Consider the following 21418-nt stretch of genomic DNA (forward strand, 5'->3'; position numbering starts at 1 on the left):
CTGGAGGGGGGAGTTCGGGCTCCGGCGGAGCGCCTAGACTGTCGTTCGTGGCTGGCAGAATCCCTGATCGTGACGTTGCGGCCATTCGCGAGCGCACACGGATCGAGGACATCGTAGGGGAGTACGTCTCCCTCAAGCGTGCGGGCGGCGACTCCATGAAGGGGCTGTGCCCCTTCCACGACGAGAAGTCGCCGTCGTTCCACGTCCGCCCCAACCACGGGCACTACCACTGCTTCGGGTGCGGCGAGGGCGGCGACGTCTACTCCTTCCTCCAGAAGATCGACCACATCAGTTTCGTCGAGGCCGTCGAGCAGCTCGCCGACCGGTTGAACTACACCATCTCGTACGAGGGCGGCGGCACCTCGGTGCAACGCGACCGCGGCACCCGCTCGAGGCTGGTCGCGGCGAACGCGGCCGCGCAGGAGTTCTACTCGGCGCGCCTGCAGGAACCCGACGCGCAGGCCGCCCGCGACTACCTGACGGAACGGAACTTCGACGCGCAGGCCGCGCAGCAGTTCGGGTGCGGGTATGCACCCGACGGCTGGGACATCCTCACGAAGCACCTGCTGGGCAAGGGTTTCGACGTCAAGGAACTCGAGGCCGCGGGCCTGTCGAAAGCCGGGCGGCGCGGTCACATCGACCGCTTCCACCGGCGCCTGCTCTGGCCCATCCGGAACCTGTCCGGCGATGTCATCGGGTTCGGTGCCCGCAAGTTGTTCGACGACGACACCATGCCCGGCAAGTACGTCAACACGCCGGAAACCATGCTGTACAAGAAGTCTCAGGTGCTGTTCGGGCTCGACCTCGCCAAGCGCGACATCGCCAAGGGGCATCAGGCCGTGGTGGTCGAGGGATACACCGACGTCATGGCAATGCACCTGGCCGGGGTCAAGACCGCCGTCGCCGCCTGCGGCACCGCCTTCGGTGAGGACCACCTCGCGATGCTGCGGCGACTGCTGATGGACGACAGCTACTTTCGCGGCGAGATCATCTACACGTTCGACGGGGACGCCGCAGGCCAGGCCGCCGCGATGAAGGCGTTCGAGGGTGACCAGAAGATGGCCGGGCAGACCTTCGTCGCCGTGGCACCCGAGGGCATGGACCCGTGCGAGTTGCGGCAGAAGTCCGGTGACGCCGCCGTCCGCGACCTGGTGGCGCGTCGCACACCGATGTTCGAGTTCGTGGTCAAGTCGATCCTCACCGAGCACGACCTCGAGACCGCCGAGGGCCGGGTCGAGGCGCTCCGGCGCACCGTGCCGGTGGTCGCCCAGATCAAGGAAGCGACGTTGCGTGACAGCTACGCCGTCCAATTGTCCGGCTGGGTGGGCTGGGACGACATCGCCGCGGTCCGGCAACGGGTGCGGGACGAGGCGCGCAAGCGGGCGTCCACCCGCGGGTCGCTGCCCGCGCCGCTGAAGAAGAAGGCGGCCCGGGACGAGGACCAGGACACACCGCAGTTGCCGGTCGGGCTCACCCGGCCGCGGCCGAACGATCCGACGTTGTGGGCACAGCGCGAGGCACTGAAGGGTGCGTTGCAGTACCCGTCGATCGCGGGCACCGTGTTCGACTCGCTGCCGGTGGAAACGTTCACGCATCCCACCTATGTCGTGATCCGTGAGTCGATGATCGCGTCCGGCGGCACCAGCGCAGGATTCGGCGGCGGCGAGTGGGTCGACGCGGTCAGCCGCGGTGTCGACGACGTCACCGCGGCGTCGCTCGTGTCGGAACTCGCCGTCGAGCCGTTGCCCGCCGAAGAGGACACCGTGCCGCGATACATTTCCGGCGTGATCGCACGCCTGCAGGAGGTGTGGGTGGGGGAGCAGGTGGCGGAACTGAAGTCCAAGCTGCAGCGCATCTCACCGGCGACGGCGTCGGACGAGTTCCATTCACTGCTCGGCGACCTCGTCGCCCTGGAGCAGTACCGCCGCAGCCTGCTCGATCAGGCGATCGGCGACACCAACCGGGACGGGATGGCCGGCTGAACCGGCTACTGCCCGCTACTTCTTCTTGAGCTGATCCTGGGGAACCAGGATGGTCGTGTCCTCGTCGAGCGGCTTCATGGGTTCGAGCTTCGGCTGAGTGTTCAGGGAGTCGGACAGCTTCTGACGCGACATCTGCAGCACCTTCTTCGTGGCCGGGCTGGTGGCCACGGCCTTGGTGGCCCGGCTGATCTGTTCGTAACGCGCACGTCCCGCTCGCGTACCCAGCACGTACCCCGCAGCGATACCGATCAACAACCGCATCATTCCCGCTTCCTCCCGACGCACAACGACCTGCACCCATCCTGCCTGATGCGTCGACAGGCAGGCGATTTGGTACTGGGGTGGGGCTATGCGCTACAGTTTCTCTCGCATCGCCGGGAACGGCGAAGCACAGCAGAATAATCCCCTGTAGCTCAATTGGCAGAGCTTCCGACTGTTAATCGGACGGTTGCTGGTTCGAGTCCAGCCGGGGGAGCATCGAAACCCCGTCCGGTTCGTCCGGGCGGGGTTTTCTGCTGCGCCCGGCCAATTCGGATCGGTGCGCCTGCCGGGCGAGTACATTCCCGCTATATCGGCAGCAATCGACCGCGGGGTGTGCGATGAGCGAGGACGGCGGCGAAACCGAGCGGACAGGGTCGATCGGGCGCTTCGGCACCAGCGACGCCCCGCGGTGGCTGTTGCCCTCGATCCTCTACGTTCTGCTGGCCGTCGCCGCCTACCAGCTGTCGGGTTGGCTGTTCGTCAACCTGCGGAGCTTTCTGGGGTTGCTGTTCCTCGCGTGGTTGTTCAGTATCACCATCGAACCGGTCGTCGACTGGCTCGAGCGCCGGGGTTTGCGGCGCGGCGCCGCCACCGGACTGGTGCTGTTCGCACTGTTCGTCTTCGCCATCGGATTCCTGGCGCTGTTCGGGACACTGCTCGCCCAGCAACTCGCTCAGCTCCTCAAGGCTCTGCCGGGTGCGTTGTCCTCGGTCACCGACTGGTCCAATCGTGTGTTCGACACCGACTTCGCGACCGGTGAGGATCTGATCCACCTCACGCCCGAGACCATCCGGGACCTCGCCGAGCGATTCACGCCGGGAGTTCTGGGTGTGTTGTCCTCGCTGCTCGGCGTCGTGTTCCAGATGCTGACGCTGCTGCTGTTCGTGTTCTACATGTCCGCGCAGGGGCCGGCCCTTCGCCGCACGATCTCGAGCTGGTTTCCGGCGCGGCAGCAGCGGGTCATCTCGGTGGTCTGGGAGATCTCGGTCGAGAAGGCCGGCGGATACGTGGTGTCGCGGCTGATCCTCGCTGCGGTGAGTTCGGTCGCCACCGGCATCTTCCTCGTGGCGATCGGCGTGCCCTACTGGCTTCCGCTGGCACTGTGGACCGGTGTCGTCTCCCAGTTCGTCCCCACCCTGGGCACCTACCTCGCGATCGCTCTCCCCGCGATCATCGCGGCCGCGTCCCAGCCGATGGACGGTGTGTGGGTGATCGTGTTCGGAACCGTCTACCAGCAGATCGAGAACTACGTGCTGCACCCGCGCATCACGTCCGCGACGGTCTCGATCCACCCCGCGGTCGCGTTCGGATCGGTGATCGTGGGCGCCTCGCTGTTCGGCCCGGTCGGCGCCCTGGTGTCCGTGCCGGTGGTCGCCGCGATCGAGGCCCTCGTCGAAACGTACGGGCGACGGTACGAACTCGTCGCCGACGCGCCGGCGACGGTCGCGCCAGTCGAACCGCGCACACACGCGAGCGCCGACAAACGCCGCGACCGCGAGGACGAGTAGACCGGCCACGTTGAACGCGAGGATCGGCACCGTCCGTACCGGCATCGGCTGCGGATGCCACAACCCCGGTCCGCCGACCCCGAAAAGTCCTGTCAGGGCGGGCTTCGTCCCGGCTACGCGCCCACGGCCGGCGCACGGTAACATCGGCACGCCGCGATCGCGAGTAGTGCGGCGATGGGGCGGTAGCTCAGTCGGTTAGAGCCGTGGACTCATAATCCATTGGTCGCGGGTTCGAGCCCCGCCCGCCCCACCGATATCGCCTGCCGGTGCCGACGCCGCCGAGTCGGTGTCTGCCACTGCTCGTCGACAGTTCGCGAGACCCGTCAGGGAATCGGGCGGATCAACTCCGGATCCCTTTCGCCGATCGTGGGTGTAAAGATCCGTTCGTCCACGTGACGCGCTCCGGTTGCGGTGAGTCCGGGTAGCTCGGCGGCGCGGATGGCGTTGACGATGACCAAGACCTCGGCGAATTCGTGGATGAACACCACGGTCGCCAGGCCGAGGACACCGGTCGCGGCCAACGGGACGAGTACACCGATGATGGCCAGGGACAGCCCGATGTTCTGGAGCATGATGCGGCGGGCGCGGCGGGCGTGCGCGAGGACCTGGGGCAAATGGCGCAGGTCCTCTCCCATGAGCGCGACGTCGGCGGTTTCGATGGCGACGTCGGTTCCCATGGCGCCCATCGCGATTCCGATGTCGGCGGTGGCGAGTGCGGGGGCATCGTTGACGCCGTCGCCGACCATGGCGATTCTCCGGCCTCCGGCGAGTGCGGGGAGCAGAGCTGCTTTGTCTTCGGGGAGCAGTTCGGCGTGCACGGTGGAGATTCCGGCCTGGGCGGCGAGTGTCTCGGCGGTGCGGCGGTTGTCGCCGGTCAGCATGGCCACGTCGATGCCCAGCCCCCGGAGTCGATGGACGGCCTCGGGTGCCTCGGGGCGCAGTTCGTCGCGGACCGCGATGGCCGCGACGACGGTGGTGTCTCGCTCGACGAGCACCACTGTGGCGCCTTCGCCCTGGAGGTGGGCGACGTCGTCGGCGAAATCACCGGGGTCGATCCATCCGGGTTTGCCGAGCCGAAGCGGGATTCCGTCGACGGTGCCGTGCAGCCCGTGACCGGGCACGGCGGTAACGTCCTCGGCGGCGGTGACGTCACCTGCTGCGGTGAGGACGGCCCGCGCCAGGGGGTGTTCGCTGCGGGCTTCGAGCGCCGCGGCCGCGGTGAGGGCGTCGTGCTCGGATACCCCGTTTCGGGTGATCACCGCGATGACCTGCGGGGTGTTGCGCGTCAGGGTGCCGGTCTTGTCGAGCGTCACGACTCGGATGCGCCCGAGTTCCTCGAGTGCGGCTCCGCCCTTGACGAGGGCGCCGTGTCGGCTGGAGGCGCCGATCGCGGCGACAACGGTCAGCGGTACGGCGATCGCCAGGGCACAGGGGGAGGCGGCGACGAGCACGACCAGGGCCCGCTCGATCCACAGCATCGCATCGCCGAGCAGGGACCCGAGGCCGGCGACCAGAGCGGCGAGGAACATGATCGCCGGGACCAGAGGGCGGGCGACCCGGTCGGCGAGCCGTTGTCCGGCACCCTTGCGTTCCTGGGCCTCTTCGACGATGTGCACGATCCGTGCCAGCGAGCTGTCGGCGGCGAGTGCGGTGACCTGTACCTCGACGGCACCGCCGCCGTTGATCGCCCCGGCATGCACCTCGTCACCGGGGCCGGCCTCGACGGGGACGGATTCGCCGGTGATCGCGGACAGGTCCAGGCTGGTTCGTCCGGACCGGATCACCCCGTCGGTGGCTGCCCGCTCGCCGGGCCGCAGCACCATGATGTCGCCGATGGACAGTTCGTCCGGAGCGAGGATGATCTCGGTGCCCTCGCGCAGGACCGACGCGGTCGGCGGCACGAGGGACAGCAGGGCGCGCAGTCCGCGGCGGGTGCGGGTCACTGCGTAGTGCTCGAGACCTTCGGCGATGGAGAACAGGACGCCGAGCATCGCGGCTTCGGGGATCTGTCCGAGTGCGATCGCGCCGATGGCGGCGATCGTCATCAGGGTGCCGACCCCGACCCGGCCGTGCCGAAGATTGCGCACCGCCCCGGGAACGAAGGAGACCGCGGCGACCACGGCGGCGAGCAGTGCGAGCAGTGTCGCCACACGCTCGGATCCGGCTGTGCCGATGAGCCATCCGGCGCCGAGCAGGACCGCGGCGACGGCCGCGTACTGCAGCTCGCGGACCTGCCACAGCCGTTCCGGACCGTCATCGGATGTCGTCGCGCCGACGGAGTTCGGCCTCGCGGGTGCAGGCCCGCAGCATGCGTCAGCCACGGCTGACGTCCGCAATGTCGTTACTGTTCTCGGGTCCGGTGGTCGCCGAAGCGAGTTCGTCGCCGATTACCGCGCGCACCAAGCCGTGACCGCGGTCGGTCAGCGCGTACATCACCAACCGGCCGTGCCGCCGTGACGAGACGAGGTCGGCGATCTTGAGTTGCCGCAGATGGTGCGAGACCAGGTTCTGCGCCTGCCCGACCACCCACGCCATGTCGCAGACGCAGAGTTCACCGCCGGAGTACAGGGCGGTGGCGATCGTCAGCCGGGTGGGATCGCTCAGTGCCCGGGCGGCGGCGGCGGCCGGCTCGACCTGCCGCAGCGGCGGCAACGTGGCACGGATCTGCTCGGCGTGCGGAAGGTCCAGGCACAGCAGGTCGCAGGTATCGACGCGTTCCTCAGTCATATCAATATACTAACGATCGTTGATATGGACGGAAACCCTCTCGGGCCGGCGATCTCAGCGCTCGTTAGTATGGCGCGCATGTCCGCTTCGCCGCTTTCGTCCGCTTCCGGTCTGTGCCCGGGGTGGAGTGCCCGATGACCCGCAACGTCACGTTCTCACTGGCCCTGATCGTGGTGTTCGTGCTCGGACTTTCTGCGGTGGTGCCGGCCAACCGCTCCGACGCCGACAGTCGGCCGACCGCCGGCGGAGCCGAGGCCGCGGCGGTGGCGGCGCGTCCGGACAGCCATCGGCTGGCCTCCGCTCCCGATGGCCGGGTGACATTCGTGGAATTCCTCGACTTCGAGTGCGAGGCCTGCCGGGCGGTGTATCCGGCGATCGAGCAGTTGCGCCGTGAGTACGGAGACCGGGTCGGTTTCGTCGTCCGGTACTTCCCGTTGCCTTCCCATTTCAACGCCGAACGGGCCGCGAGGGCGGTCGAGGCCGCGGCGCAACAGGGCAGGTTCGAGCAGATGTATCAGCGGATGTACGAGACCCAGGCGGAGTGGGGTGAGCAGCGCGCCCCGAAGGACGAGGTGTTTCGCGGTTTCGCCGTCGACCTCGGCCTCGACATGGCCGCGTTCGACGCCGCCTACACCGCTCCCGCCACACTCGACCGGATCAACGCCGATGTCGCCGACGGGCACGCGTTGGGTGTGCAGGGCACGCCCACGTTCTTCGTCGACGGCGTTCGGCTCGAGCCGGCCGGCTACCACGATCTGACGGATGCCCTCGACGCCGCGCTCGCCTGACGCCGTCGAGACGTCCGGGCCGGCCGCACCCGGCGTCCGCAGTCTCGAGCGGGTACTGCCGTGGCTGTTGCTGGTCGGCGGCCTGATCGGCCTGTTCGCCTCGTTCGTGCTCACCGTCGAGAAGTTCGCGCTCGCCGCCGATTCCAGCTACGTCCCGACCTGCAGCATCAATCCGGTGCTCAACTGCGGTTCGGTGATGGCCACCGAGCAGGCCGCGGTGTTCGGATTCCCGAACTCGCTGCTCGGCATCGCCGGCTTCGCCGTCGTCGCGGCCGCCGGCGCCGCGCTGCTGGCCGGCGCCCGCGTCGCACGGTGGTTCTGGCTGGCCCTGCAGGCCGGTCTTGCCGCCGCGGTGGTGTTCGTGCACTGGCTCATCGCTCAGAGCCTCTACGTCATCGGCGCCCTGTGCCCGTACTGCATGGTGGTGTGGGCGGTGACGGTGCCGCTCTTCTGGTACGTCACGGTCCGCAACCTTCGCACCGCCCGCCCGACGTCACCGGTGCAGCGGGCCGCCGCCGCGGCGACCGTCGACCACCTGGTGCCCGTCACGGTCTGGGTGCTCGCACTGCTCGGGCTGATCGTCTACCGCTTCTGGCCGTACTGGTCCGGGCTGCTGTGACGTGCGCCGCGTCGGGCGTCTCTCGCGCAGTGGTCCCTTTCACGGCAGGTGTCCCGCTCGGTCTCGGGGAAGTGGGTCGTAGGCCCACGTCGATAGGGTGGTCGAGGGCGCGTGGGGCCGCGTCGTTGTTCTCCGTGCCGGAGCGGGGCAGACTGAAAGGCACCCGAGGAGGCCATCGTGGAGCTGCAGATCGTGGCGATCGACAAGCCCGACGACATGAACGTGATCATCGGACAGTCCCACTTCATCAAGACCGTCGAGGACGTGCATGAGGCCCTGGTGGGAGTGAGCCCCCACCTCCGGTTCGGTGTCGCGTTCTGCGAAGCGTCGGGGCCTCGCCTCGTGCGCTGTTCCGGAAACGACGACCGTCTCGTCGAGTTGGCCACCCGCAACGCCGTCGCGGTCGGCGCGGGACACTCGTTCTTCGTGTTCGTGGAGGACGGCTACCCGGTGAACGTCCTGAACACGCTGAAGCAGGTGCCGGAGGTGTGCGGCATCTTCTGCGCGACCGCCAACCCTGTCGAGATCATCGTCGCCGAGACGGAACTCGGCCGCGGCATTGCCGGCGTGATCGACGGGCGCTCACCCGCCGGTGTCGAGACCGATGCCGACGTCGACGACCGCAAGGCGTTGCTCCGGACGATCGGCTACAAGCTCTGAGCGAGCGGAGCCCGGACTAAGCCAGCGGATCGACGCGTTCCCAGGCGACGGGGAGTTGCACGTCGACCCCCGCGGCCAGGCCCCTCTCGGTGAGGAACCGCACGGACCGCCGGACGTTGTCGGCGAAGCGGGGAAGCGGCGTCAGCGGCCGGTCCAGGGGCTTCCAGAAATTGTCCCAGTGGATCGGGATCACGCGGCGTGCGCCGGTCCGGGTCACGAGTGCGTCCCAGTAGTCGCGGCGGAATCGGTCGGACTGCTTGCCGAGGGTGCCGATGCCGAGATAGACGGTGTCGGCGTCGTATCCGTCGAGTGCGCCGGGCACGAAGTTCGCACTGGCGTGGACGAGGACGCGGCCGTCGGGGTGCGCGAAGTGGAACGAGAAGCAGTCGCCCTGCGCGTATTCGCCGATCGATGCCGGCGGGTGCACCGCGTGGTCGATCGTGCCCGGGAACTTCGCCCGGGGGCTGTGCTCGGCGGGCAGCGCCGTCACCTCGAATGCACCGTATCTCAGGGGACTTCACACCTGGATCGTCCGGAACCGGTCCATCGCGAACCCGTAACCCTCGGCGATGTGACGCGTCGACGGTGAACCGACGAGTTCCGCGCCGGTGCGTTCCGCCACCGTCGGGGAGTCCATCGCGTGGTCGTAGTGCGAGTGCGCGACGAGGACGGCGGCCAGGCGGTCGGTGCGAGTTCGCGTGAGGGCCCGGTCGACGGCGGCACCGTCGGGGCGCAGCGGCCGGAGCATCGATCGCAGGAGCGGCGGTCTGGAGAAGAAACCGTCCGTCATCAGCGACGTCTCGCCGTCGGACAACAGGATCGTGGAAACACCGAGGAAGGTGGCGTGCATGCTCGCGACCGTACCGGTGGGCGGCATCCGCACGGCGGGATCTGTGGCCGTTCTACGATGACCGCCATGGCGATCACTCCCGACACGAAGAACTGGACCTGGGTCCTGGACCGGGCATGCCCCGACTGCGGGTTCGACTCGGCGGCAACCCGGTACGAGGACATCCCGGGTCTGGTCCGGGAGAACGCGGAGGCATGGTCGCCGGTCCTCACCCGCCCCGACGTGACGGTCCGGCCGGACGAGCAGACGTGGTCGGCGCTCGAGTACGCCGCACACGTTCGCGACGTGTTCCGGATCTTCGACGTCCGGCTCCGGCTCATCCTCGATGAGACGGATCCACTGTTCCCGAACTGGGATCAGGACGAGACCGCGGTCGCCGAGCGCTACAACGAGCAGGATCCGGCCGTCGTGGACGCCGAACTGCGTGCGGCGGGCGCGTCGGTGGCGGACGACTTCGAGGCCGTCGCGCCGGAACTGCGGGTGCGGACCGGGCGGCGGAGCGACGGCGCATCGTTCACGGTGGAGTCGCTGGCCAGGTACTTCGTCCACGATCCGATCCACCACCTCCACGACGTGTCGGGGTAACAGTTTCGGATTCCGGGACCCGATTCGGTAGAACGTGTTCCAATTCGGCCCGTTTGTGTCTATCGTCACATCAGCAGATGCGCAGACATGAATGAAGGGTTGGGAGTCACATGAAGACCAAGGGTGCGATCCTGTGGGGCCTGAACGAGCCGTGGTCGGTCGAGGAGATCGAGATCGGCGATCCGGTTGCGGGCGAGGTGCAGATTCGCATGGAAGCCGCCGGAATGTGCCACTCCGACCACCACATCGTCACCGGTTCGATGCCGATGGCGTCCTTCCCGGTGATGGGCGGTCACGAAGGGTCCGGCGTCATCACCAAGCTGGGGCCGGAGGTGAAGGATCTCGAAGTCGGCGACCACGTGGTGCTCTCGTTCGTGCCCGCGTGCGGACGCTGTCCGGCGTGCTCGGCGGGACACCAGAATCTCTGTGACCTCGGAATGGGACTCCTGAGCGGACTGGCGATCAGCGACGGCACCTTCCGCATCCACGCGCGCGGGGAGAACGTCATCCCGATGTGTCTCCTCGGGACGTTCTCGCCCTACATGGTCGTGCACGAGACTTCGGTCGTGAAGATCGACAAGGACATTCCCTTCGACGTCGCCGCCCTCGTCGGCTGCGGCGTACCCACCGGGTGGGGTTCGGCGACGCGGATGGCGGAGGTGAAGCCGGGCGAATCCGTCGTCATCATGGGTGTCGGCGGCGTCGGCATGAGTGCACTGCAGGGCGCGGTGGCGTCCGGAGCGCGTCAGATCTTCGCCATCGACCCGGTGCCGTGGAAGCGGGAACAGGCGCTGAAGTTCGGTGCCACCCACGCGTTCGAGAGTGCCGCGGCCGCAATCGAGCCGATCATCGCGCTCACCAACGGATTGATGGCGCAGAAGACGATCATCACGGTCGGGGAGATGCACGGCGAATACGTCGAGGAAGCCCTGTTGCTCACCAGCAAGTTCGGCACGTGCGTCGTCACGGCCATGGGCGCGATGACCGACATGGACGTCAAGCTGAACCTGTTCCTCTTCTCGATGCTGCAGAAGGACCTGAAGGGCACCATCTTCGGCGGCGGAAACGCCCGGGTCGAGATCCCGAACCTGCTGGCCATGTACAAGTCGGGGCAGCTGAACCTCGACGACATGATCACCCGCACCTACACCCTCGAAGGCGTCAACGACGGGTATCAGGACATGCTCGACGGCAAGAACATTCGCGGCGTCATCCGGTACACCGAAGCCGACTGGTGACGGCTCGCCGCAGCTGACCGCGGGCCGCTCTCGTAGGCTGACCGGGTGCAGAGTCTCGATCAGATTGCCCGATGGCCCGTGGACAACGCTGCGGCGGTGGTCCTGTCGCGCGACGAAGGGGTGATCGGCGAGTACGGCGACCAGCGGCGCGTCTTCCCCCTGGCCTCGGTGACCAAACTGCTCTGCGCGTACGCGGTACTGGTGGCCACCGAGGAGGGGGCCGTCGAACTCGACCAGCCCGCAGGCCCGGAGGGCTCGACCGTGCGTCATCTGCTGGCGCACGCGTCGGGTCTCGCATTCGACGCGAACCGTGTGCAGACGGCGCCGGAGCGCAAGCGAATCTACTCCAGCGCCGGCTACGAGGTGCTCGCCGACTTCCTCACCGCCGAGACGTCGATCGACTTCGCCGACTATGTCGCGGAATCCGTCTTCGCTCCACTGTCGATGGGCGCGTCCGCGCTCGTCGGGCCTGCCGGCCACGGAGCGCAGGCGTCGGCCGGTGATCTCGGCCGGTTCGCAGCAGAGCTGTTCCGCCCGGCCCTCATTTCGCCCCAGACGCTCACGGACGCCACGTCCGTGCAGTTTCCCGGGCTGGACGGAATTCTGCCCGGATACGGCTCACAGCGGCCCAACGACTGGGGGCTGGGGTTCGAGATCCGTTCGGGCAAGAGCCCGCACTGGACGGGCACGAGCAACTCGCCGCAGACGTTCGGCCACTTCGGGCAGGCCGGTACCTTCCTGTGGGTCGATCCGGCCGCCGGACTGGCCTGCGTGGCGTTGACGGACCGGGATTTCGGTGACTGGGCCAAGCCCCTGTGGACCGAGCTGAGCGACGGTATCCTCTCGGAACGCAGTAGACGATGACACACCGATTGCTCGAATCACTGGCGCAACACAGGCATCACAAGGCACACTGGTCAACCGAGCGTGCTGCACACACCGACTGAGGCCGTTGGGGAAGACGTCCCTCGTCGAAGCAGGAGGCTCGAGTGCGCGCATTGAATCAGTTCGCGGACGCGACGGCTGGTGTGGTCTACATCCACTCGTCGCCCGCCGCGTTGTGCCCCCATATCGAGTGGGCGTTGACCGCGACCCTCGACTGCCGAGCCAACCTGAAATGGACCTCGCAGCCGGCCTCCAACGGCGTTCTGCGCGCGACCACCAGCTGGGTGGGGCCTGTCGGCACCGCCTCGCGGCTGGTCAACGCGCTTCGCGCCTGGCCGATGCTGCGCTTCGAGGTGACCGAGGACGCCAGTGAGGGCGTGGACGGCGAACGGTACAGCCACGTGCCCGGGATGGGCCTGTGGCACGGGTCCACCAGCGCGAACGGCGATGTCGTCGTCGGGGAGATGCGCCTGCGGGCACTGATGCAAGCGGGGGGCGACATCGCCGCCGAACTGGACTATGCACTCGGAACCGCCTGGGACGAGGCGCTCGAGCCGTTCCGCAGCGGCGGAGAAGGCGCCGAGGTCACCTGGCTGCGCCGGGACGTCGGCTGACACCCGCCTCACGGACGCGAAAAGGCCCCCGCCACAACGGCGGGGGCCTTCTCTCGAACAGAGCTCAGATCACAGCGGGATGTTCTTGTGGTCGCCGCGGGTGGAGGGAGCCGCAGCGAGGGCGGCGGTGATGACGCTGCGCGTCTTGGCCGGGTCGATCTCCTCGTCCACGACACCGATCGCGACAGCACGGTCGACGCCACCGGCGATGCTTTCGTGCTCGACGGCCAGACGCTCGTGCAGGGCCTCACGCTCTTCTTCCGGCGCTGCGGCCAAGGCGCGCTTGTGCAGAATGCCGACGGCGGCCTTGGCGCCCATGACAGCGACCTCCGCATCGGGCCACGCGTAGACGGCGGTGGCGCCGAGCGCGCGGGAGTTCATGGCGATGTACGCCCCGCCGTAGATCTTGCGGGTCACGACCGTCACGCGGGGAACGGTGGCTTCGGCGAACGCGTGGAGCAGCTTGGCGCCGCGGCGCACGACGCCTTCCCATTCCATGCTCACACCGGGGAGGTAGCCGGGAACGTCCACGATCACCACGAGCGGGATGCCGAATGCGTTGCACAGCCGGACGAAACGTGCCGACTTCTCGGCGCTCTCCGAGTTGAGGCAGCCACCCAGGCGGAGCGGGTTGTTGGCGATGACACCGACGGTGCGGCCACCGAGGCGTCCGAGACCGGTGACGATGCTGCGGGCGTAATTGCCCTGCAGTTCCTCGAAACTCGACTCGCCCTCGACGTTGTCGAGAAGTTCGTGAACGATCGGACGGACGTCGTAGGCGCGCTTCGCGGACTCGGGCATGAGTGCGCGGAGATCGGTGTCGCCGTGCGCGGCCGCGGCCTGATCGAAATCGCCCTGCTCACAGAACATCGACACGAGGCGGCGTGCCCGGTGCAGGGCGTCGCCCTCGTCGTGGGCGGCGATGTGCGCGACCCCCGACTTCTTCGTGTGCGTGTCGGGACCGCCGAGTGACACCATGTCGACCTGCTCACCGGTGACACTGCGGACCACGTCCGGGCCGGTGACGAAGACGCGGGCCTCCGGCGCCATGATGACGATGTCGGTCAGCGCGGGACCGTACGCCGCACCGCCGGCCGCGAAGCCGAGGACGACGGAAATCTGTGGGACGCGGCCGGACGCGCGGACCATGGCCTCGAAGACCAGTCCGACGGCGTGCAGGGCCTCGACGCCCTCGGCGAGACGCGCGCCACCCGAGTGCCAGAGACCCACGATCGGGGCGTCCTCCTCGAGGGCGGTGTCGATCGCCGTCACGATGTGCTTGCAGCCTTCGACACCCATGGCGCCGCCCATGACGGTGGCATCGGAGCAGTAGGCGATGGTGCGGACACCGTCGATGTTGCCGGACGCGGCCAGCACACCGGACTTGTCACGCGGATGCAGAGGGACGACGGTCCCGGCGTCGAACAGCTTCTCCAGGCGCGCAAGGGGATCGCGCGGATCGATCGACGCATCGGACTTAGTCGCGGGTGCCAAGATTGTCATCGCGTCCTCCTTGTGGCGGGCCCGGGTGGGCTGTCGATGGGTGGAGACCCCTTCAGAGAAGGGGTCTCCACCCGCGATCTAGCAGGACCGGCTGTCAGGCCCGGCCGAAGGCGAGCGCGACGTTGTGCCCACCGAAACCAAACGAGTTGTTGATCGCGAAATCGATCTCGCCGTAACGGGCTTCGCCCTTGACGACATCCAGGTCGATCTCTGGATCCTGATTCTCGAGATTCAGCGTGGGCGGAATGACTCCGTCCCGCAGACTCAGGACCGTGAGCACCGCCTCGAGCGCACCGACGGCGCCGATCGAGTGCCCCAACGCGGACTTCGGTGCGTACACCGCGGCATGGTTGCCGACGGCAGCCTTGATGGCGTTCGCCTCCGCCGTGTCACCGATCGGAGTGGCCGTGGCGTGCGCGTTGATGTGCTGGATGTCCGTCTTCGTCAATCCAGCAGTCTCGATCGCCCTCGTCATGGCCCGCGCAGCGCCCGAACCCGAAGGATCGGGAGCGACGATGTGGAACCCGTCGGAGGTGATTCCCGCGCCCAGCAGACGGGCGTGGATGGTGGCACCGCGAGCCTTGGCGTGCTCCTCGGTTTCGAGGACCATCATCGCTCCGGCCTCACCGAACACGAAGCCGTCACGATCCTTGTCGAACGGCCGCGAAGCCGCCTTCGGATCGTCGTTGCGGGTGCTCAGCGCGCGCATCATCGCGAAGCTCGCGATCGGCACGGCGTCGAGGTAACCCTCCACACCACCGGCGACGATGATGTCCGCGTCGCCCATCACCAGCATGCGGTACGCATGGGCGATGGCCTCGGAACCCGAGGAGCAGGCCGACACGGGAGTGATCACTCCGGCGCGGGCCCCGAGCTCGAGTCCGACGGTGGCCGACGGACCGTTGGGCATCACCATCTGGACGGCGAACGGCGACACCTTGCGGTACCCGCCGGCCTTCATCTTCTCGACGGCGTCGATCAGAGCTTCGCCGCCGCCCAGTCCGGTGCCGATCACGACGCCGAGGCGATCCTTGTCGACCTCCGGGCTGCCGGCGTTCTCCCAGACCTGACGGCCCAGGACGAGCGCCAACCGCTCGACGAAGCTCATCCGGCGGATCTCGACCCGGGACAGCGACTCGTCGGGCGACACCTTGAGCTTGCCGCCGATCGTCACCGGAAGGTCGTTCTCCGTGACGAAGGCTTCCCGGATGGTGTCGATGCCGCTCTCGCCGGCCAACAGGCCTTTCCACGTGGCATCCACGTCACCAGCGATCGACGTCGTGGCCGCGAGGCTGGTGACGACGATGTTGGGGAACTGCTTCCCGTTGGTCGAGGCGGAAGTCACGGCTGAGCTCACTCCTCGTCGTTCTTGGCAGCTTCGAGCTTCGCCTTCACGGCCTCCGCGTCGGCGCCACCTTCTGCTTCGAGCTTCTGGATGTAGGACACGGCGTCACCGACGGTGCGCAGTCCGGCGAGATCCTCGTCGGGGATCTTCACGCCGTACTTGTCCTCGGTCTGGACGGCGATCTCAACCATGGAGAGGGAGTCGATGTCGAGGTCGTCGACGAAAGACTTTTCGATGGTCACCTCGGACGGCTCAATACCGGTGACCTCCTCGATGATCTCCGCGAGTCCGGCGATGATGTCTTCCTGGGTGGCGGCCACTGAGTGGCTCCCTTCTGATTCGGTGTAGATGTATCTGGAGTTGTGCAGGCACGTCCCCATCGGCCGCGCCTGCGGGCCCTGCACGCACCGAGGTGCGCGCAGCAAACTAGCCGAGTTCTGTCAGTTCGGCTAGTGCGGAGATATCCCCCGGGGTCTTGAGTGCCAGAGTCGGAGTGCCGCGCATTTCACGCTTGGCGATACCGACGAGGGTTCCGGCTGGTGGAAGTTCCGCGATCGCGGAGACCTGAGCGGTCCGCAGGCTTGCGGTACACAGGTCCCAACGCACAGGTCGGGTTACCTGCGCGGCCAGTTTAGTCAGTGCGTCGGCTCCGGATGCGACCGGTGCACCGTCGGCGTTGGAGAGCAGAGTGCGGGTGGGTTCCCCCGGTGTGATCTTGGACGCAGCCTCGGTGACGGCCTCCTGCGCGGGAGCCATGAACCGGGTGTGGAACGCGCCTGCGACGGGAAGAGCGCGAACCCGCGCCTTCTCCGGCGGGTTGGCGGCGAGTTCCTCGAGCGCCGACAGCAGACCTGCAGCGACGATCTGGCCCGCCGCATTGCGGTTGGCCGGTTCGAGGCCCAGTTCGTCGAGGCGGGCGAGCACCTCGGTCTCGTCGCCCCCGAGGACCGCGGACATGCCGGTCGGTTCGAGTGCGCAGGCCTTCGCCATCTCCGCGCCGCGGACGGCGGCGAGTGCGACGGCGTCGTCGGCGGAGAGGACTCCGGCGACCGCGGCTGCGGCGAGTTCACCGACCGAGTGTCCGGCCGCGATGGTGTCTGCGGGAACCAGGCCACGCGCGTCGAGTTCCTCGAAGGCGAGGAGTGCGGCGGCCACGACGAGGGGCTGAGTCACCGACGTGTCGGTGATCTCCTCCGCTGTCGCGGTGGTACCGAGGCGGACGAGGTCGAGGCCGGCAGCCTTCGACCACAGTGCGACACGGTCATGAGAACCCGGCAGCTCCAACCAAGGGATGAGCATGCCGGGAGTCTGAGAGCCCTGACCCGGGGCGAGCAACGAAATCACTCTTCAAGAGAACACCGTCAACGGCGTGCTGCGAGATGTCGTTGCGGATGAACCTTCGTCGGCGGATTTGTTGGGTTCCCACAAAATTGCACGTGGGGTCCTCGCATCGAATCTGGACAGACGTTCGTTACAGCCCTGCTTCTCCGAATGGGAAGGGTGTGACTGGTGTTAAACGTGATATGGGTTCGTTATGGGAATGTGTCAATCGACCCACCGTGGCAGCCACTCTGAGTACATACGCATCCCGCGGATTCGTCGGATCGCGACCGGTGACTTCCGCGATTCTCTTGAGTCGATACCGCACAGTATTTGGATGAACAAACAGCTGCCGGGCACAAGTCTCAACCGCACCTCCACAGTCGAGATATGCGTCCAAAGTGTCGGTGAGAACACCTCCGGCGGCCGCCAGCGGCGCGACCAGATGGTCGTTCAGAGCGGTGACGGCGGCGTTGTCCCCGAGCAGTGCGCGCTCGGGTAGCAACTCGGCGGCATGGACGGGCCGAGGGGCGCCCCGCCAGCCTGCGACCGCCTGCATCGCGGCGAGCGCCTCGACGGCACTGAAATGAGCCGCGCCCAGCGTCGGCGTGGTCGGCCCGATGATCACCGGCTCGTCCGAGAACTTGCCGAGCAGGTCGGTCATGAAACTCGAGTGCCCCGACCCCTCCTGGAGCTCCCCGCTGACGACCATCACGAGCCGCGAACCCTGCACGACGGCGAGGGCGGCGCGGCCGTGCTTCTGCGCGATGGTGTGCACCGTGCCGACGACGGAGACCCGCTCGTCCTCGGGGGGAGTGCCGACGATGACGGTGGCGGGGGCGGTGGCGTCCCAGTTGAGAGTCGCCGCCCGCGACAACATGTCCGAGCCCGTGTCACCACGGACCACGGCGTCGACGACCAGTGCCTCGAGCCGGGTGTCCCACGCACCGCGGGACTCCGCGGCACTCGCATACACCGAGGCGGCCGCGAAACCCAGTTCGCGACCGTAGCGGAGGACGGCCTCGGTGAGGGCGATCAGCTGCTGGTCGTTGCGGGCGAGCGCCGGGAGCCACTGCTCGAAGAACTCCATCGCCACGCGGACCATGTCCACCGTCTGGCTGAGGGTGAGCCTGCGCGCGAGATCCTGCGGAATCACCTGGAACGCGTCCAGGCTGAACCGGATGTCACTGTCCGGATTCTTGAGCCACTCGAGGAAGTTGACGACCGCCGTCTGAACCAGCAACTGCACGTTGGAGCGTTGAGCGGCGTCGAGGTCGTCGAAGAACGGCAGTTGATCCTGCATCGTCGTGACGGCCTCGGTCGAGAGGCGACCGGAGAACTGTTTGACGCGACGCAACAGTGCGTCGGGCAACGGATCCCGGGTTTGTCGTCTGCGGGAGACCAACGGACTCTGCTCGACCATAGTCAAGAACCTACGCCCACCGCCGCCCGTGTTGTCCGACGGACACACGGGCGGCGGTGGGTGAGGATGTCGGCGTTACGCGCTGCCGGTATCCGTGTAGGAGACGGCCGCGGCGCGGACGTCGTCGATGCGGTACCGGTTGGCGGCTTCGACGGCCTTGGAGCGGTCGAGGGTGCCTTCGCCGGCGAGGGCGGACAGCACGGCGACGACGATGGATTCGGCGTCGACGTTGAAGTACCGGCGGGCGGCGGGGCGGGTGTCGGAGAACCCGAACCCGTCGGTGCCGAGGGTGGTGTACGAGCCGGGGACCCACTGACGGATCTGGTCGGCGACGGCGCGCATCCAGTCCGAGGCCGCCACGAACGGGCCGGCGGCATCGGACAACGCCTGCGTGACGTACGGCAGCGGGGCGTCGGTGCCGGGGTCGCGCAGCGCCTGCTGCTCCCGTTCGATGCCCTCGCGGCGCAGCTCACCCCAGGAGGTGACCGACCACACGTCCGCGGCCACGCCCCAGTCGTCGGCCAGCAGCTGCTGGGCGCGCAGGCCCTCGGGCATGGTGACACCGGAGACCAGGATCTGCGCCTTCGGGCCGGATGCCTCGGACTTCTTGAACAGGTACATGCCCTTGAGCAGGCCCTCGACGTTCAGGTCGGCGGGCTCGGCGGGCTGGGTGTAGGGCTCGTTGTAGAGGGTGATGTAGTAGAAGATGTCCTCGCCGCCGAACCCGTCGACCCCCTCGGTGCCGCCGTACATCCGGCGCAGCCCGTCCTTGACGATGTGCGCGATCTCGTAGGAGAACGCCGGGTCGTAGGCGACGGCGGCCGGGTTCGTCGACGCCAGCAGCAGCGAGTGCCCGTCGGCGTGCTGGAGTCCCTCGCCGGTCAGGGTGGTGCGGCCGGCGGTGGCGCCGAGGACGAAGCCGCGGGCCATCTGATCCGCCGCCGCCCACAGGCCGTCGCCGGTGCGTTGGAACCCGAACATCGAGTAGAAGATGTACAGCGGGATCATCGGCTCACCGTGGGTGGCATAGGAGGTGCCGACCGCGGTGAACGAGGCGGTCGAGCCGGCCTCGTTGATGCCCTCGTGCAGGATCTGCCCGATCTCCGACTCCTTGTAGGCCAGCATCAGATCGGCGTCGACCGCGGTGTACAGCTGCCCGTTGCGGTTGTAGATCTTCAGCGACGGGAACCAGGAGTCCATCCCGAAGGTGCGGGCCTCGTCCGGGATGATCGGCACGATCCGCTTGCCGATCTCCTTGTCCCGCAACAACTCCTTCATGATCCGCACCAACGCCATGGTGGTCGCGACCTGCTGCTTACCGGAGCCCTTGCGGACCACATCGTAGGTCGAGTCCGCCGGCTGCGGCAACGGCGCCGGGCTGGTGCGGCGCTGCGGCAGGAACCCACCCAACGCCTTCCGCCGGTCGAGCATGTACCGGATCTCCGGGGCGTCCGTGCCGGGGTGGTAGTACGGCGGCATCTTCGGGTCCTTCTCCAACTCTTCGTCGGAGATCGGGATGCGCTGCAGGTCCCGGAAATTCTTCAGATCATCCAGGGTCAGCTTCTTCATCTGGTGGGTGGCGTTGCGGCCCTCGAAGTGCTTGCCCAGGGTGTAGCCCTTGATGGTGTGCGCCAGGATCACCGTCGGCTGCCCCTTGTGCGCCATCGCCGCCGCGTACGCGGCGTAGATCTTGCGGTAGTCGTGCCCGCCGCGCTTGAGGTTCCAGATGTCCTGATCGGACAGGTTCGCGACCAGTTCCTTCGTCCGCGGATCCCTCCCGAAGAAGTGCTCCCGCACGTACCCGCCGTCGTTGGCCTTATAGGTTTGGTAGTCGCCGTCCGGGGTGACGTTCATCAGGTTGACCAGGGCACCGTCCCGGTCCGCGTGCAACAACGCGTCCCACTCGCGGCCCCAGACCACCTTGATCACGTTCCAGCCGGCGCCGCGGAAGAACGACTCCAACTCCTGGATGATCTTGCCGTTGCCGCGGACCGGGCCGTCGAGGCGCTGCAGGTTGCAGTTCACCACGAACGTCAAATTGTCCAGACCTTCGGTGGCCGCCACATGCGCCAGACCCCGCGATTCGGGTTCGTCCATCTCCCCGTCCCCGAGGAACGCCCACACGTGCTGATCGGCGGTGTCCTTGATGCCGCGGTCGTGCAGGTAATGGTTGAACCGGGCCTGGTAGATCGCGTTCATCGGGCCCAACCCCATCGACACGGTCGGGAACTCCCAGAAATCCGGCAGCAGCCGGGGGTGCGGGTACGACGGCAACCCACCGCCCTGATCGGCGTGCGAGTGCTCCTGCCGGAACCCGTCCATCCGCTCCGCCGGGATCCGCCCCTCCAAAAAGGCGCGGGCGTAGATGCCCGGCGACGCGTGGCCCTGGATGAAGATCTGATCCCCACCACCGGGATGGTCCTTGCCGCGGAAGAAGTGATTGAACCCCACCTCGTACAGCGCGGCCGACGACGCATACGTCGAGATGTGGCCACCGACCCCGACCCCCGGCCGTTGCGCGCGGGTCACCATCACCGCCGCGTTCCACCGGATGAACGCCCGGTACCGGCGCTCGGTCTCCTCGTCGCCGGGGAACCACGGCTCGTTCTCCGTCGGGATGGTGTTCACATAATCGGTCGACGTCAACGCCGGCAAAGCGACGTGCTTCTCCCCGGCCCGCTCGAGCATCCGCAACATCAGATACCTGGCACGGGTCGGTCCGGACCGGTCCAACAGTCCGTCGAACGATTCCAACCACTCCGTGGTCTCGTCCGGGTCGATATCCGGCAGATAAGACGCAACACCCTCACGGATGACGCGAACGCGGCCGTCGGAACCCGGGGTCGCACTGGGGTTGGAAGGTTGGGCCGCTCCGGCGCCGGGTGTGGCGGAATCCGGTTGAGACGCGGGTCCCTGGATCAGGTCTGACAACGTTGCTCCTCATTGTGGTGGGACGCGCGGTGTGGCGTCCTCTCCATGCGATCGCGGCCTTGTTAGGCCCGACCCATCTCCTTTATGAATATGGCGCGACCCTCATCTTTCACCATCGCGGCGCAGTCGGCACACTGTGTTCGGGTTACTCTCCGGTAGCGTTTGCGCAGATCCGGGGC

The 21418-nt window shown here is 67.5% G+C and carries 20 protein-coding genes and 2 tRNA genes; 11 read left to right on the forward strand and 11 right to left on the reverse strand.

All coding sequences use genetic code 11. From position 1 onward, the window contains the following. Window positions 1–47 precede the first annotated feature (47 nt). A complete protein-coding gene (gene dnaG, locus OYT95_RS32740; protein WP_268790108.1) occupies window positions 48–1982 on the forward strand; it encodes a DNA primase in 1935 nt (644 codons plus the stop codon). A gap of 15 nt (window positions 1983–1997) precedes the next feature. Here dnaG and OYT95_RS32745 read toward each other — a convergent pair whose 3' ends face one another. Beyond that, window positions 1998–2246, reverse strand: a complete 249-nt coding sequence (locus tag OYT95_RS32745; protein WP_037226505.1) for a hypothetical protein — start codon at window positions 2244–2246, stop codon at window positions 1998–2000. 138 nt (window positions 2247–2384) lie between these two features. Between OYT95_RS32745 and OYT95_RS32750 the strand changes: the two genes are divergently transcribed. From OYT95_RS32750 to OYT95_RS32760, 3 genes are all read left to right on the forward strand, one after another. Continuing rightward, a tRNA-Asn gene (locus OYT95_RS32750) sits at window positions 2385–2457 on the forward strand. A 124-nt stretch (window positions 2458–2581) separates the two neighbouring features. Beyond that, a complete protein-coding gene (locus tag OYT95_RS32755; protein ID WP_268790109.1) occupies window positions 2582–3751 on the forward strand; it encodes an AI-2E family transporter in 1170 nt (389 codons plus the stop codon). 176 nt (window positions 3752–3927) lie between these two features. After that, window positions 3928–4001 (forward strand) — tRNA-Ile (locus OYT95_RS32760). Between the two features lie 73 nt (window positions 4002–4074). Here OYT95_RS32760 and OYT95_RS32765 read toward each other — a convergent pair. Next, complete coding sequence (locus tag OYT95_RS32765; RefSeq protein ID WP_328286519.1) at window positions 4075–6072, reverse strand: heavy metal translocating P-type ATPase; 1998 nt, start codon at window positions 6070–6072, stop codon at window positions 4075–4077. Continuing rightward, on the reverse strand, window positions 6065–6478 hold the full coding sequence (locus OYT95_RS32770; RefSeq protein ID WP_268790110.1) for an ArsR/SmtB family transcription factor: 414 nt from the start codon (window positions 6476–6478) through the stop codon (window positions 6065–6067). Before OYT95_RS32770 ends, OYT95_RS32765 begins: the two co-directional genes overlap by 8 nt. A 134-nt stretch (window positions 6479–6612) precedes the next feature. On the opposite strand from OYT95_RS32770, the gene OYT95_RS32775 reads away from it, so the two are divergent. The 3 genes from OYT95_RS32775 (at window position 6613) to OYT95_RS32785 (ending at window position 8545) form a co-directional block, all read left to right on the forward strand. Next, a complete protein-coding gene (locus tag OYT95_RS32775; RefSeq protein ID WP_268790111.1) occupies window positions 6613–7266 on the forward strand; it encodes a DsbA family protein in 654 nt (217 codons plus the stop codon). Then, a complete protein-coding gene (locus OYT95_RS32780; protein WP_268790112.1) occupies window positions 7241–7885 on the forward strand; it encodes a vitamin K epoxide reductase family protein in 645 nt (214 codons plus the stop codon). Before OYT95_RS32775 ends, OYT95_RS32780 begins: the two co-directional genes overlap by 26 nt. Window positions 7886–8062: 177 nt before the next feature. Further along, window positions 8063–8545, forward strand: coding sequence for an adenosine-specific kinase (locus OYT95_RS32785; protein ID WP_268790113.1), 483 nt, complete (start codon window positions 8063–8065; stop codon window positions 8543–8545). 16 nt (window positions 8546–8561) lie between these two features. Here OYT95_RS32785 and OYT95_RS32790 read toward each other — a convergent pair whose 3' ends face one another. Beyond that, on the reverse strand, window positions 8562–9035 hold the full coding sequence (locus OYT95_RS32790; RefSeq protein WP_268790114.1) for a hypothetical protein: 474 nt from the start codon (window positions 9033–9035) through the stop codon (window positions 8562–8564). Between the two features lie 27 nt (window positions 9036–9062). Continuing rightward, entirely contained in the window at window positions 9063–9395 is a 333-nt protein-coding gene (locus OYT95_RS32795) for an MBL fold metallo-hydrolase (RefSeq protein ID WP_268790115.1), read from the reverse strand. A 66-nt stretch (window positions 9396–9461) separates the two neighbouring features. On the opposite strand from OYT95_RS32795, the gene OYT95_RS32800 reads away from it, so the two are divergent. The 4 genes from OYT95_RS32800 to OYT95_RS32815 all read left to right on the forward strand — a co-directional run bounded on the left by OYT95_RS32800 (window position 9462) and on the right by OYT95_RS32815 (window position 12717). Continuing rightward, a complete protein-coding gene (locus OYT95_RS32800) occupies window positions 9462–9980 on the forward strand; it encodes a DinB family protein (RefSeq protein WP_268790116.1) in 519 nt (172 codons plus the stop codon). Window positions 9981–10090: 110 nt separating this feature from the next. Continuing rightward, entirely contained in the window at window positions 10091–11218 is a 1128-nt protein-coding gene (locus tag OYT95_RS32805; protein ID WP_005247847.1) for an NDMA-dependent alcohol dehydrogenase, read from the forward strand. A gap of 45 nt (window positions 11219–11263) precedes the next feature. Further along, entirely contained in the window at window positions 11264–12082 is an 819-nt protein-coding gene (locus OYT95_RS32810; RefSeq protein ID WP_112299500.1) for a serine hydrolase domain-containing protein, read from the forward strand. A gap of 125 nt (window positions 12083–12207) precedes the next feature. Further along, window positions 12208–12717 (forward strand): DUF3145 domain-containing protein, encoded by a 510-nt coding sequence (locus OYT95_RS32815; protein ID WP_005247843.1) that lies wholly within the window; start codon window positions 12208–12210, stop codon window positions 12715–12717. A 69-nt stretch (window positions 12718–12786) separates the two neighbouring features. On the opposite strand, the gene OYT95_RS32820 is transcribed toward OYT95_RS32815, so the two are convergent. From OYT95_RS32820 to aceE, 6 genes are all read right to left on the reverse strand, one after another. Further along, window positions 12787–14220, reverse strand: coding sequence for an acyl-CoA carboxylase subunit beta (locus OYT95_RS32820; RefSeq protein ID WP_112299501.1), 1434 nt, complete (start codon window positions 14218–14220; stop codon window positions 12787–12789). Window positions 14221–14314: 94 nt separating this feature from the next. Further along, a complete protein-coding gene (locus OYT95_RS32825) occupies window positions 14315–15565 on the reverse strand; it encodes a KasA/KasB family beta-ketoacyl-ACP synthase (RefSeq protein ID WP_005247840.1) in 1251 nt (416 codons plus the stop codon). Between the two features lie 8 nt (window positions 15566–15573). After that, window positions 15574–15885: a meromycolate extension acyl carrier protein AcpM gene (gene acpM, locus OYT95_RS32830; RefSeq protein ID WP_005247839.1), complete on the reverse strand. Its 312-nt coding sequence runs from the start codon at window positions 15883–15885 to the stop codon at window positions 15574–15576. Window positions 15886–15991: 106 nt separating this feature from the next. Then, window positions 15992–16909 carry an ACP S-malonyltransferase gene (locus OYT95_RS32835; protein ID WP_037226523.1) on the reverse strand — a complete coding sequence of 306 codons (918 nt, stop codon included), beginning with the start codon at window positions 16907–16909 and terminating at the stop codon, window positions 15992–15994. Window positions 16910–17036: 127 nt separating this feature from the next. Then, on the reverse strand, window positions 17037–18308 hold the full coding sequence (locus OYT95_RS32840; RefSeq protein WP_005261202.1) for a PucR family transcriptional regulator: 1272 nt from the start codon (window positions 18306–18308) through the stop codon (window positions 17037–17039). A 75-nt stretch (window positions 18309–18383) separates the two neighbouring features. Further along, window positions 18384–21239, reverse strand: coding sequence for a pyruvate dehydrogenase (acetyl-transferring), homodimeric type (aceE, locus tag OYT95_RS32845; RefSeq protein ID WP_037226525.1), 2856 nt, complete (start codon window positions 21237–21239; stop codon window positions 18384–18386). Between the last annotated feature and the right edge of the window lie 179 nt (window positions 21240–21418).

The organism is Rhodococcus sp. JS3073 (assembly GCF_026810085.1).
In the GTDB taxonomy this organism is placed as follows: Bacteria; Actinomycetota; Actinomycetes; order Mycobacteriales; family Mycobacteriaceae; genus Rhodococcus_F; species Rhodococcus_F wratislaviensis.

What these genes read in the sequence shown, in the direction of transcription:
- OYT95_RS32820 (WP_112299501.1), bottom strand. Translation starts at nt 14,220, where the DNA reads ATGACAATCTTGGCACCCGCGACTAAGTCCGATGCGTCGATCGATCCG.
- OYT95_RS32805 (WP_005247847.1), top strand. Translation starts at nt 10,091, where the DNA reads ATGAAGACCAAGGGTGCGATCCTGTGGGGCCTGAACGAGCCGTGGTCG.
- OYT95_RS32755 (WP_268790109.1), top strand. Translation starts at nt 2,582, where the DNA reads ATGAGCGAGGACGGCGGCGAAACCGAGCGGACAGGGTCGATCGGGCGC.
- OYT95_RS32795 (WP_268790115.1), bottom strand. Translation starts at nt 9,395, where the DNA reads ATGCACGCCACCTTCCTCGGTGTTTCCACGATCCTGTTGTCCGACGGC.
- OYT95_RS32800 (WP_268790116.1), top strand. Translation starts at nt 9,462, where the DNA reads ATGGCGATCACTCCCGACACGAAGAACTGGACCTGGGTCCTGGACCGG.
- OYT95_RS32780 (WP_268790112.1), top strand. Translation starts at nt 7,241, where the DNA reads ATGCCCTCGACGCCGCGCTCGCCTGACGCCGTCGAGACGTCCGGGCCG.
- OYT95_RS32745 (WP_037226505.1), bottom strand. Translation starts at nt 2,246, where the DNA reads ATGATGCGGTTGTTGATCGGTATCGCTGCGGGGTACGTGCTGGGTACG.
- OYT95_RS32770 (WP_268790110.1), bottom strand. Translation starts at nt 6,478, where the DNA reads ATGACTGAGGAACGCGTCGATACCTGCGACCTGCTGTGCCTGGACCTT.
- OYT95_RS32775 (WP_268790111.1), top strand. Translation starts at nt 6,613, where the DNA reads ATGACCCGCAACGTCACGTTCTCACTGGCCCTGATCGTGGTGTTCGTG.
- OYT95_RS32840 (WP_005261202.1), bottom strand. Translation starts at nt 18,308, where the DNA reads ATGGTCGAGCAGAGTCCGTTGGTCTCCCGCAGACGACAAACCCGGGAT.